We start from the raw sequence: 11,873 nt of genomic DNA, 5'->3' as shown, positions 1-11,873 counted from the left end.
TTAAAACGCTCAGCCCATTTCTTAGCTTTTAACCATTGGCAATTTATCAAAGTTTGTTGTGTAAGCAGGCGATAACATTTCTCTTTTCATTTTGTATCCGCTATCGCCGCCCTTACTAGCAAACCACACTTTACCCTGCCCGCTCTTATTAATGGCATCTAATGTTTTCATTAACTCATCATTATTACGAAATGGTTTTTGTGTTGAAAACATATCAAACTGAGTAATATCTGAATCGGTAAAATCAGATAGTATGATGCCTGCTTTATAATACCGGTAACCGTCACGCCAAATAGTATTTAACCCACGCATTGCTGCATTGATAATATCCCTGGTATCACTGCTGGGGTATACTGATGGAATCAATTGAGTATTGGCTTGACGCACTTTCACAGTTAACTTCGTTGCTACCTTCAACTGATTGGGTTGTAAATATTGAAGACAGCCCTGCCAGTTGGGTCAATGATCGCTGGGTAATGCAATGAAATTAGCCCAAGGACGGGCTAGACAGAAATTAACACTAACTATTTATCTTACTACTTAAAGCACTCAGATTTTGCTTTATCGTACACCTCGGCCCACTCTTTTCTATCTAAAGTCGGTGTGTTTAGTACAATCGCGGTTACCTGCCAACCTGCATAGCCATCCTCGTATGCAAGTAAACCAGTTACATAAGGACTATTATAGGTGAATGACATTTCATCTGATGTGTTGTTCTCGTTGTCTTTTTCTTTATAGCGGGTTGTGAGCTCAGCCCGTACATTTTTAAAATCCTCATCAATAGTTTTTTTATCTTTTGATGATTTGCTATAGCTAACCTCGTTCAATCCTATGAACTTATCGCCTGATCTTGGAGTAAAGAACCCTAATTCATACACCCAACTGCCTGTGTATTCTTCATCAGCCTTAATTAGTCTTAACTGGCTTATTGGGCAACTAACTTCCTCACTAACAATGATGTAATTGCCAGAAATACTTTCTTTGACTTCATCTACCGATGTTTGCCATTTAAACCCGAATGGAGCGGTATCTTTATTATTTTCAGCAACAGAACCAAAGCACGTCATCATTAGCAAACTAGCAACTACGTATCCTTTCATCTCACCATCCCATCAATTAGTTTCAGTAATGTTAGCCTAGCGAGGATGCAAATTGAAGCAAAGCACACTTTCAGATTATGTATTTAAGTGATATTTTATTTTCACCAATTTAATAAGGATGACTGTATGGGCGTTGAATTTCATATTACTCGTGCTGAATGCTGGTTTGATAGTGAAAGCAATCCAATCAGTAGCGATGAGTGGCTAGCTCTTGTTGAGCAAGACCCAGAGCTAAAAATAAATGCTATTAACGGTGAATTTAATGCAATATGGCTCGGAAATAGCACCTATGATGAGCCTTGGCTTGAGTGGGATAACGGTAGAGTTTATACCACATGGCCTGAAACTGCCCTCTATATAAAAATGCTAGAAATCGCCAAAAAACTACATGCTAAAGTAATGGATGATGAATGTGGTATTTATGATAAACCCGAGTCTTGGATATATCCTTAATCGATGCTCATAACAAAAAAACTGCCGAAGCAACCATGTTATCAACTAAACGCTTACAAGTACGTATGTTGCCATGTTTTTCAAACGCACCATATAGAAGTGCTTTCTGTCGATTAATACTTGCCGCCATATCTGGCACTACATCATCTTCTGTAATTTCAGGCCGTTCATTAGCGCCAACACTCGCAATGCTGACAAATGAGCTAAACGAAGCTAGACCTAAAAGCAATACCACCAATCCCTTTTTCATACATCACCATATTTAAGTTAAGTACGTAAATTCTAGGATAGATGCAGAGTTCAGGCAATAAAAACCGCTGAATTAGGCCAGCTAGACTTGTCATTTTTAAAGCATAAGAAAATATGATATTTTGCGCCCTACCAAAACACTAAAATATTAATTATTCTCTGAGACTTCTAATGAAAAAACTTTTACTTCTCCTACTAATCCCTATGCCACTTTTTGCTCAAAATTACCTTTGGGATGGGAATTCTGTGCATGAATATAGTCAAGCAAGGGAGCGTCTAATGAATGACACTCTGTTAGATGCTAACGATGTTGTTAAATCGGGTATGTACTCGGGCTATATTGCGGGAACATTTGACCTTGGTTCAGGCATTCTTTTCTGCCCACCACGTAGTGTTACTTTGAACCAAGCTATGGATGTTGCGGCCAAGCACCTAAAAAATTCACCTGAAGCTCGTAACAAGCAAGCAAGTCATCAGGTAGTGGATTCATTTATTAGTGCATGGCCATGCCCGAAGAAATAAGGTCTGTGGGTGAGGCCCCTCTACTTAGGCAATAAAAAACCCACCGAAGTGGGTTTAGCTGTTAATACATTAGTCAATATTGTAAATTCTATTTTTGCTGATAATGTTTACTATATGATGGCAAGAGTCCATTGATAACTTCCTAGGCTCCCATTTAGCGATATCCGCTTGAGATAAGCCTTCTGCACTCCACGGGATTATACCGTTGTACCCACAGCCAGCCTTTGATAGCACATCAATGAATTTTTTTTGGATGGTATCATAGATCCTTACTTCACCAATACTGGTCATGCCAGACACCCACAACGAACCACCACCTATAGTTTGTAAGTTATCACATACTATATATTCATGCTTCAGTAACAAGCACTTATAAACATTACGAGCTACGCCACCAGCCTGATAATCATCAAGAATAGCCACGCCCCTAATTTGCTTGCCTGTCTTTATCGCTGAACCATCAAAAAAAGTGAAGTCATTATAAGCAACACGCCCAATTAAAGTATCATCTTCTTCCGCGTGCATTCCTAACTCAAGCAGCTCACCAATGATATGTTCATCAGAAAATCGGTGACTTCTCAAAAACTCAGCATAGTCTGCATAAAAACCTTCAGTAGTACAACCTAATGCGACAATTTTAGAGTAATAATGAAACTCGCTGCCAGTAAGAGCGTATTCCGTGATTTTTAGTAAATCGCCCTCAACAGTAAGATAATGGAAAGACTCTATCTCATCTTCTCTTTCACATTCTGGCTTTCTATTCAGATCCTTTGAGTAACTACTGGTAAAGTTTGGAGCCATTCCATTCTCACTATCTTATTAATGGACAGACAACTTCTGATAATTTGACATGTAACCAAGAATTGAAGATTTAATTTTTTCAATCACATCAGTTATGCTTTGATTTAGTTCTGGATATTGCGTGCTAGGGTCAACGACTATATTAATCTTTTTTTGGCGATATGATAACTCAGCAAAAGGAACAATTTCATATTCATCGCTTTTGTTATCATTTTCGATAGTAACAATAAACAACTGTCTATTCGGATCCTTTCTCATACTAAGGCGACGAACAGAGAAAAACTTTTCAGTATTATCATCAAAAAATGTATTAACAAGTTCTGTTGCATGGCTAATTGTTTGTACAGATCTGGTATGTTCAGTTCTCATATAGCCCCCTTGTTAGTTTAGATTAATGACATTTTGACGGGTAATTAAGCAATATGCTTAAGATAGCTGCGATCATATTAAAGTGTTTAAGCTAACTTAACAAGCCCAGTTGTATGTCATATAGACATTTATAAGCGTTTATAAGAGTCTATAAGCGTCTTGAACATGGTGGTTCAGCTTTCGCTCTATTTTTATGGATCAATTCTAAAGCTTTTGACTCCATCAGTTGAATATCATTAAATACGGCCGCTTTATTTTTGATGTTAAGCAAATCCATAACCTGAAATGGCAAGAGGATAAGCATCAATGATTCATCCTTAAATCATTGATGCTTTATGTTCAGCTATTCCATTAGCAGTAGTTCTTAGCCTTTTTTGAAACTAGGCTTGCCATTTTTAGCCCGCCATTCTTTGACTGTTTTTAAAATTCCGACTGGAGAATCATCGGCTCCATCCTCTGGGTAGTAAATAAGATCACTTCCGCTTGGATGCTCTGTTACTTTTTCAAAGTGAGTCACAAACTTAATTTGTTCTTCCTCACTTGCTGTATCTGCATTACAAATAATTGTTAATAACTTTAAAAATTCAGATTCTGTATAATCAGTAATATTATTTTTTAGTTCCATTCTTATTTACCTCTATGGATATCAATATGTCTTTTCGGGGTCGTAACTCTTAAATTGTCCATGTTATAGACTTCTCCCCCTTCACTAATTGGGTTGTCATGGTGCAACTCATGTACCTTTCTACCACCAACTTGATCTTTTTTCCTAGCAAAAGGCGAGTATCCTTTAGAAACAAGAGTTTTATTATTCTTACTAAGGTTTTTAATCAATTCTGGAAATTTTGATATCTCATCCCAGATGGCCTTCCTGAACTCATCAAAACTGTTGAATTTCTTACCTCGTAATTTATTAGCTACTTGCTCAGGAATAGGAGCACCATTTTCTTTACTGGCATCATTAAGCCATTTATCGCTAACTTTTTTGCCTTTTCCTGTAGCAGTGCCAGGCTTTTTACGCTTCGCTTTCTTTTCTTTAGCTTCGGCTTTTTTCTTTTTCTCTAAAGCTATGCCCAGCTTTCTCTCTGCTTCTTTAATTGCTTTTTCAGCGTCTAAAAGTCGCTCTTTTGCTAATGTGAAACGCTCTACAATAGACTCATAAATTTCCGGATCATCAATTAGAACTTCAGGTTCGCTACCATCATCAGTCTCATATCCATATACGCTAGCAATACTCAAAATGTTAATAACATAATCTTCAGGATTACGATTGAGTAAATATGACAATGCTTTTTGATTATCAATTTTTTCAATATATTCAATACCAAATACGCTAGAAATTACCTGACTTGACTGTTTAATTTGTAAAGGATTTTTACTCACATCAGTTAAAGCACCGCCTTCCGGAGAGCTTTTAGTTTTATCGAGTTCTCTTTTTGCTGTCTGAGTGTCCGAGCATCTACATCTGCTTGTGATAACTCGCTACTTGCTTGCTTCCAATCTAATTCTGCAGCTTCAGCTGGATATAAAGCACGCCAATCTCGGTTAGCTTCCTCAATCAGTTGTTTTTCTTGTGCAGTTCGTTGGATTCTTCGATATTGAAATATAAATTGGCGCATGATCGCCACCAAAATCAACAATCCCCTGATATATCTCAGACGTTACACTCGGAATAACCGATTCTGGCTTAACATTGTCATAAGACGGTGTTTTAAACGATGCACTCGGCTTTTTATCCGTCATTTCAATCTGTAATGCCGGTTTACCTGGTGCAATTTCAACAGAATAAATGCGGGTTAACATGGCCAGAAAGATCAGCACCTTCATTTCATGAACAACGTTCTTTATCGGAAAGACTCTATCGAGAACAAGGTATCAATATCCAGAAACTTCTTGGCCATAAGAGCCAAGCGATGGCTGATAAATATAATGATGACTGAGGGAAAAATTGGCAGGTTTTAGCTTTAAAATAACGATTATTTTGTAGCCTGTTTTGCAGTGGTTTTGCAGTGGTTTTGCAGAAGAATTTTTCTAGGCAAAATAAAACGGGAGTTTTTAGGCTCCCGTTATTAATCACACTACGTAATAAATTACATGTGTTTAATGATTGCGTCACCGAATTCGCTACATTTCAGTAATTTAGCGCCTTCTAATTGACGTTCGAAGTCATAGGTTACAGTCTTAGCTTCGATTGCGCCTTCCATACCTTTAACGATTAGGTCAGCCGCTTCAGTCCAACCCATGTGGCGCAGCATCATCTCAGCAGAAAGGATGATAGAGCCTGGGTTAACTTTGTCTTGGCCTGCATATTTAGGTGCAGTACCATGCGTTGCTTCAAATAATGCGCATTCAGAACCAATATTCGCACCTGGTGCAATACCGATACCACCGACTTGTGCTGCTAATGCATCAGAAATGTAGTCACCATTTAGGTTCATACACGCGATAACATCATATTCAGCTGGGCGCAGCAGGATTTGTTGTAAGAAAGCATCTGCAATAACATCTTTAACAATGATATCTTTGCCTGTTTTAGGGTTTTTAATTTTAACCCATGGGCCGCCATCTAATAATTCACCGCCGAATTCCTCTTGTGCTAATTGGTATCCCCAATCTTTAAATGCACCTTCAGTGAATTTCATAATGTTACCTTTATGAACTAAAGTCACTGAATCACGGCCGTTATCAATAGCATATTCAATTGCTGCACGAACTAAACGCTTTGTGCCTTCTTCTGAACAAGGTTTAATACCAATACCACAGTCTTGTGGGAAACGGATTTTAGTCACACCCATTTCATCTTTCAGGAATTTAATAACTTTGTCTGCTTCTGCACTACCCGCTTTCCACTCAATACCCGCATAGATATCTTCAGAGTTTTCACGGAAAATAACCATATCCGTCAATTCGGGTTGTTTAACTGGGCTTGGCGTGCCTTTGTAGTAGCGAACAGGACGTAAACAGATATACAGGTCAAGTTGTTGACGTAGTGCAACGTTCAAGGAACGAATACCACCACCAACAGGAGTTGTTAAAGGACCTTTAATTGAAACACGGTAATCACGGATTAAATCGAGGGTTTCTTCTGGTAACCAAACATCTTTACCATAAATTTGTGTAGATTTTTCACCGGTGTAAACTTCCATCCAAGAAATTTTGCGCTCACCGTTGTAGGCTTTTTTAACTGCCGCATCAACCACTTTTAACATTGCTGGTGTAACATCGATACCAATGCCGTCACCTTCGATATAAGGGATAATTGGGTTGTTCGGAACGTTTAGCTTGCCTTTTGCATCAATGGTAATTTTAGCGCCTTCTGCCGGAACTACTACTTTGCTTTCCATTAACCTCTCCTTTCACTTGCGTATTTTGCTTGTTAATTTTTTGTAAGAGACGTGTCAATACTACTTCAATCTGCGTCGAACGCCAATGATTACTCATCTAAGCTTCAATGCCGATCGCATTTAACGTACTGTTTTATCTTGTAAGTTAATCAAATAACTATTTATAAACACTGTTAAATCAATAAATTAATTTAAGCATTCCATTATTAGAAATAAATCAAACCACGACGAAAAGTTGTCAACGACGCATTTGAGCGAATGACTTAACTTTTGTTAAAATAATTTCCTAACAACAAATAATACTAGCAAGTTAACTCAAATTAAAAACACGTTCCGCTCACACTATCGTCATCCAAACAAACTCATATGTACTTATTTTTAAATGAAAAATTGTTTTTATTGATTTAAATGTTTTTAAAGTTGTTAATTAAATATTACATCACCATGAAAAATACGTTCTAGGATCAAACCGCTAAATCTCCTACACTAGATGGAATAAATCGCCATAAATTAAAACCAATAAATTCTCATTGAATGACCATGAACAGACCGAACAAAAAATCAGTTCCGAAAAAAAATCGTTACTCGCCAACCTCTACTGCGTTAAAGCATAGAGCTAAGCGGATTTCGGTTAGTTCGCAAACACCAACTAAAATCATTTTATTTAACAAACCCTTTGATGTTTTACCTCAATTTACTGATGAACAAGGCCGCGATACATTAAAAAAATATATTCCAATCACCGATGTATACGCAGCAGGACGCCTTGATAGGGACAGTGAAGGCTTATTAATTTTAACTAATGATGGAAAACTACAGGCCCGTTTAACGCAACCACAGAAAAAAACAGGGAAAATATACTATGCTCAAGTAGAGGGTATTCCCAGCGAAGATGCATTGCTAAAATTTCGGCGAGGATTAACATTAAATGATGGTCCAACGCTCCCCGCAGGGATCGAACTAGTTGATGAACCAGAATGGCTATGGCAAAGAAACCCGCCTATACGGGAACGTAAAAATATCCCGACCAGTTGGTTAAAAATCACCTTATATGAAGGACGTAATCGGCAAGTCCGTCGTATGACGGCAAATATAGGTTTTCCAACACTTAGGCTAATTCGCTATCAGATTGGTGAATTTAATTTGGGAAATCTTTCAGTTGGCGAATGGAAGGAGATAACTGTTGTTTAAACCTAATGTGACTGTAGCAACTGTTGTGCATGCTCAAGGCAAATTTTTAGTCGTGGAAGAGTGGATAAACGACAAACCCACTTGGAATCAACCCGCTGGGCACTTAGAAGCTGGTGAGACGATTTTGCAAGCCGCCGAACGTGAATTACTAGAAGAAACTGGAATCAAAGCCACACCAACACAATTAATTAAAATTCACCAATGGATTGCCCCAGATAAAACCCAGTTTATCCGCTTTTTGTTCGCCGTAGAACTTGAATCCATTTGTGAAACACAGCCACAAGACAGTGATATTAGCGAATGCCACTGGCTGACCGCCCAAGAAATTATAGATAGCAACTGCCTGCGTTCACCATTAGTGGCTGAAAGTTTACGCTGTTTTCTCACAGGAAAACATTATCCTCTCGATATCTTAACAGCTTACGGCGATCATTATCGTTAAGCACTAAACTTCTGCTTGGTGAAGATTTCACCAAGCAATAATATTCCCCTCTAACTCTGGTGTAATGCGGGAACAACATGCTAAAGTATGGGGCTTGATTTTTCCGCAGTGAGATATTTCCATGTCAAATAATAGTACCATGTCAGATAACAGCCAAAAAAAAGTCATCGTCGGTATGTCCGGTGGTGTTGACTCCTCTGTATCCGCTTACTTGCTACAGCAACAAGGGTATCAGGTTGCTGGTCTGTTTATGAAGAATTGGGAAGAAGATGACGACACAGAATATTGCTCAGCTGCGGCTGACCTTGCCGATGCGCAAGCCGTGTGTGACAAACTGGGTATTGAACTTCATACCATTAATTTCGCTGCTGAATATTGGGACAATGTCTTCGAACATTTTTTAACTGAATATAAAGCTGGTCGCACACCAAACCCAGATATTCTCTGTAACAAAGAAATCAAATTTAAAGCTTTCTTAGAATTTGCTGCTGAAGATTTAGGCGCAGATTACATTGCCACTGGTCATTATGTGCGTCGCCGTGATATCGATGGTAAAAGCCAATTATTACGTGGCTTAGATGGCAACAAAGACCAAAGTTATTTTTTATATACCCTGAGTCACGAGCAAGTCGCTAAAAGCCTTTTTCCAGTTGGTGAGCTCGAAAAACCTGAAGTACGCCGTATTGCCGAAGAAATTGGCTTAGTTACTGCGAAAAAAAAGGACTCTACAGGGATTTGTTTCATTGGTGAGCGTAAGTTTCGCGACTTTTTAGGCCGCTACTTACCTGCTCAACCCGGCCCTATCGTCACTGTCGATGGCGAAACAATTGGTCAACATGAAGGTTTGATGTACCACACCTTAGGTCAGCGTAAAGGTTTAGGTATCGGTGGTACAAAAGAGGGCTCTGAAGAACCTTGGTATGTTGTCGATAAAGACGTTGAAAACAATATTCTTATCGTTGCTCAAGGCCATGAACACCCTAGGTTAATGTCTGTTGGGTTAATTGCTCAGCAATTACATTGGGTTGACCGTAAAACAATGACTGAACCACTACGTTGTGTAGTAAAAACACGTTATCGTCAAGCGGATATCCCTTGTACGATAACCCCATTAAGTGATGATCGCATTGAAGTTGCATTTGACTACCCAGTCGCGGCTGTCACTCCAGGTCAATCCGCCGTATTTTATATCGATGAAGTCTGTCTCGGTGGCGGTATTATTGAAGCCCGTATTCAGGAGTAAATGTGGCAAAAAACTATTACGACATTACGCTTGCTTTAGCGGGTATCTGCCAAGCAAGCGCGATGGTTCAAAAACTCGCACATGAAGGTGTTTGTCTCGAGAAAGACACTGAAACCATGGTCAATTGCCTCACCAATATGAATCCAAAATCAACTTTGGATGTATTTGGTAATGATGCCGAAAATTTAAAGACCGGTCTCAATGCCATGTTAGGCATGTTAACAGGCGGTAACAGTGGTTTATCCGCTGAAATGACACGTTATATGTTAAGTATTATGGTACTTGAGCGCCGTCTTAATAAAAATCAAGAAGCGATGAACCAACTTGGTCAACGTATTGAACAATTTGAGCGCCAAGCTGACTATTTTGAACCGCTCTCTGAAGGTGTGTTTAACGCACTTGCGGGTATTTACGTCGACGTAGTCAGCCCTGCAGGGCCTCGAATTCAAGTCACTGGTTCCCCAGACATTCTCAAAAATACACTAGTTCAAGCAAAAGTTAGAGCCACTTTGCTCGCAGGTATTCGCTGCGCAGTGCTTTGGCAACAAGTTGGTGGAAGTCGTATCCAACTCATGTTCTCTCGCAATCGTCTGGCTAATCAGGCGAAAGATATTTTGTCTCACCTTTAAATCTGGAGTTGCTACCAATGGAATTATCCTCACTGACCGCTGTATCCCCGATTGACGGCCGTTACGGTGATAAAGTCAGCGCTTTACGCACTATTTTTAGTGAGTTTGGTTTACTGAAATTTCGCGTACAAGTTGAAGTTCGCTGGCTACAAAAACTGGCTGCAACCGCTCAAATCAAAGAAGTTCCTTCATTTGACGCTGACGCAATCGCTTACTTAGATGAAATTGTCGCGAACTTCTGTGAAAAAGACGCAATGCGTATCAAAGAAATTGAACGCACAACCAACCATGATGTGAAAGCTGTAGAATATTTCCTAAAAGAAAAAGTAGCCAACATCCCTGCTCTTCATGCAGTTTCTGAATTTATCCACTTCGCTTGTACTTCAGAAGATATTAATAACCTTTCGCACGCATTAATGCTGAAAACTGCTCGCGAAGAAGTATTACTGCCACAATGGCGTCAAATTATTGATAAAATCAAAACAATGGCTCATGAGTACCGCAATTTGCCGTTGCTATCGCGTACTCACGGCCAACCTGCAACGCCTTCCACCATTGGTAAAGAGTTTGCCAACGTTGCTTATCGTTTGGAACGCCAATTCCGTCAGCTGCAACAAGTTGAAATTTTAGGTAAAATCAATGGCGCAGTTGGTAACTATAATGCCCACATGGTCGCTTACCCTGAAGTTAACTGGCACGAATTTAGCGAAACCTTCGTTACGTCTTTAGGCATCCAATGGAACCCATTCACCACGCAAATTGAACCTCATGATTATATTGCTGAGTTATTTGATTGTGTCGCTCGTTTTAACACTATCGTGTTAGATTTCGACCGTGATATTTGGGGCTACATCGCATTAAATCACTTCAAACAAAAAACAATCGCTGGTGAAATTGGCTCTTCTACCATGCCACACAAAGTGAACCCGATTGATTTTGAAAACTCTGAAGGTAACTTAGGGTTAGCAAATGCCGTCTTAGGTCATTTAGCGAGCAAGCTCCCTGTTTCTCGCTGGCAGCGTGACTTAACGGACTCGACTGTATTACGTAATCTCGGTGTCGGCCTAGGTTATGCATTGATTGCTTATCAATCAACCATGAAAGGCTTAAACAAATTAGAAGTTAATGAACAGCATTTACTGGATGAATTAGACCAAAACTGGGAAGTATTAGCTGAGCCTATTCAAACTGTAATGCGCCGCTATGGTATTGAAAAACCATATGAAAAACTCAAAGAATTGACCCGTGGCAAACGCGTTACCGCTGAAGGGATGAAACAATTTATTGATGGTTTAGATTTGCCAGAACACGAAAAATCGCGGTTAAAAGAAATGACGCCGGCTAACTATATCGGTTACGCTGTCACTTTTATTGATGAACTAAAATAGTCTCAATATTTTCAAAATGGGCGGCTTCTAAGTCGCCCTTTTTACTTAATCTTTTCGATTTTTTCTCGTATTAGTGATACTAATATCACACCGCTAAATCAGTTCTTACTTTAACATATCGTTCTATTATTAATTGGTTAGT

General features: G+C 39.2%; 16 protein-coding genes and 1 pseudogene. 8 read left to right on the top strand and 9 right to left on the bottom strand.

Annotation, left to right across the window (positions count from 1 at the left end):
• Window positions 1–21: 21 nt before the first annotated feature.
• Together P3L40_RS09975 and P3L40_RS09970 are read right to left on the bottom strand one after the other, a co-directional pair.
• Complete coding sequence (locus P3L40_RS09975; protein ID WP_228677080.1) at window positions 22–393, bottom strand: DUF4113 domain-containing protein; 372 nt, start codon at window positions 391–393, stop codon at window positions 22–24.
• 143 nt (window positions 394–536) lie between these two features.
• Window positions 537–1,100 carry a hypothetical protein gene (locus P3L40_RS09970; RefSeq protein ID WP_136135172.1) on the bottom strand — a complete coding sequence of 188 codons (564 nt, stop codon included), beginning with the start codon at window positions 1,098–1,100 and terminating at the stop codon, window positions 537–539.
• Window positions 1,101–1,226: 126 nt separating this feature from the next.
• Here P3L40_RS09970 and P3L40_RS09965 point away from each other — a divergent pair, with 126 nt between their 5' ends.
• The gene (locus P3L40_RS09965) at window positions 1,227–1,553 is read left to right on the top strand and encodes a hypothetical protein (RefSeq protein ID WP_136135173.1); all 327 of its coding nucleotides are present in this window, start codon (window positions 1,227–1,229) and stop codon (window positions 1,551–1,553) included.
• Between the two features lie 7 nt (window positions 1,554–1,560).
• Here the strand turns inward: P3L40_RS09965 and P3L40_RS09960 are convergent, their stop codons facing one another.
• Window positions 1,561–1,803, bottom strand: a complete 243-nt coding sequence (locus tag P3L40_RS09960) for a hypothetical protein (RefSeq protein WP_136135174.1) — start codon at window positions 1,801–1,803, stop codon at window positions 1,561–1,563.
• A gap of 278 nt (window positions 1,804–2,081) precedes the next feature.
• Here P3L40_RS09960 and P3L40_RS09955 point away from each other — a divergent pair, with 278 nt between their 5' ends.
• Window positions 2,082–2,324: a Rap1a/Tai family immunity protein gene (locus P3L40_RS09955; RefSeq protein WP_036957627.1), complete on the top strand. Its 243-nt coding sequence runs from the start codon at window positions 2,082–2,084 to the stop codon at window positions 2,322–2,324.
• Window positions 2,325–2,393: 69 nt separating this feature from the next.
• Here P3L40_RS09955 and P3L40_RS09950 read toward each other — a convergent pair whose 3' ends face one another.
• The 5 genes from P3L40_RS09950 to P3L40_RS09930 form a co-directional block, all read right to left on the bottom strand.
• Window positions 2,394–3,125, bottom strand: coding sequence for a hypothetical protein (locus tag P3L40_RS09950; RefSeq protein ID WP_210853165.1), 732 nt, complete (start codon window positions 3,123–3,125; stop codon window positions 2,394–2,396).
• 18 nt (window positions 3,126–3,143) lie between these two features.
• The gene (locus P3L40_RS09945; protein WP_004253374.1) at window positions 3,144–3,494 is read right to left on the bottom strand and encodes a hypothetical protein; all 351 of its coding nucleotides are present in this window, start codon (window positions 3,492–3,494) and stop codon (window positions 3,144–3,146) included.
• 364 nt (window positions 3,495–3,858) lie between these two features.
• Entirely contained in the window at window positions 3,859–4,119 is a 261-nt protein-coding gene (locus tag P3L40_RS09940) for a bacteriocin immunity protein (protein ID WP_094960452.1), read from the bottom strand.
• A gap of 2 nt (window positions 4,120–4,121) precedes the next feature.
• Window positions 4,122–4,877, bottom strand: a complete 756-nt coding sequence (locus P3L40_RS09935) for an HNH endonuclease (RefSeq protein WP_180312629.1) — start codon at window positions 4,875–4,877, stop codon at window positions 4,122–4,124.
• A 5-nt stretch (window positions 4,878–4,882) separates the two neighbouring features.
• Window positions 4,883–5,113, bottom strand: a complete 231-nt coding sequence (locus tag P3L40_RS09930; protein WP_210853174.1) for a hypothetical protein — start codon at window positions 5,111–5,113, stop codon at window positions 4,883–4,885.
• 162 nt (window positions 5,114–5,275) lie between these two features.
• Between P3L40_RS09930 and P3L40_RS09925 the strand changes: the two are divergent.
• Window positions 5,276–5,434: pseudogene (locus tag P3L40_RS09925) on the top strand (integrase); the annotation flags it as partial.
• Between the two features lie 150 nt (window positions 5,435–5,584).
• Here the strand turns inward: P3L40_RS09925 and icd are convergent.
• Complete coding sequence (gene icd, locus P3L40_RS09920; RefSeq protein WP_004253371.1) at window positions 5,585–6,838, bottom strand: NADP-dependent isocitrate dehydrogenase; 1,254 nt, start codon at window positions 6,836–6,838, stop codon at window positions 5,585–5,587.
• A 540-nt stretch (window positions 6,839–7,378) separates the two neighbouring features.
• On the opposite strand from icd, the gene rluE reads away from it, so the two are divergent.
• The 5 genes from rluE to purB all read left to right on the top strand — a co-directional run bounded on the left by rluE (window position 7,379) and on the right by purB (window position 11,731).
• The gene (gene rluE / locus P3L40_RS09915) at window positions 7,379–8,029 is read left to right on the top strand and encodes a 23S rRNA pseudouridine(2457) synthase RluE (RefSeq protein WP_141395901.1); all 651 of its coding nucleotides are present in this window, start codon (window positions 7,379–7,381) and stop codon (window positions 8,027–8,029) included.
• Window positions 8,022–8,471 (top strand): NUDIX hydrolase, encoded by a 450-nt coding sequence (locus P3L40_RS09910; protein WP_140172511.1) that lies wholly within the window; start codon window positions 8,022–8,024, stop codon window positions 8,469–8,471. The genes rluE and P3L40_RS09910 overlap by 8 nt, the downstream gene beginning before the upstream one ends.
• A gap of 139 nt (window positions 8,472–8,610) precedes the next feature.
• Window positions 8,611–9,714: a tRNA 2-thiouridine(34) synthase MnmA gene (mnmA, locus tag P3L40_RS09905; RefSeq protein ID WP_140172584.1), complete on the top strand. Its 1,104-nt coding sequence runs from the start codon at window positions 8,611–8,613 to the stop codon at window positions 9,712–9,714.
• Window positions 9,715–9,716: 2 nt separating this feature from the next.
• Complete coding sequence (gene hflD / locus P3L40_RS09900) at window positions 9,717–10,343, top strand: high frequency lysogenization protein HflD (RefSeq protein ID WP_004253359.1); 627 nt, start codon at window positions 9,717–9,719, stop codon at window positions 10,341–10,343.
• A 17-nt stretch (window positions 10,344–10,360) separates the two neighbouring features.
• Window positions 10,361–11,731, top strand: coding sequence for an adenylosuccinate lyase (purB, locus tag P3L40_RS09895; RefSeq protein ID WP_004253356.1), 1,371 nt, complete (start codon window positions 10,361–10,363; stop codon window positions 11,729–11,731).
• Window positions 11,732–11,873: the final 142 nt, after the last annotated feature.

This window comes from Providencia sp. PROV040, from assembly GCF_032706145.1.
GTDB classification, from domain to species: domain Bacteria; phylum Pseudomonadota; class Gammaproteobacteria; order Enterobacterales; family Enterobacteriaceae; genus Providencia; species Providencia hangzhouensis.
This window is presented reverse-complemented; position numbering and strand designations above follow the sequence as displayed.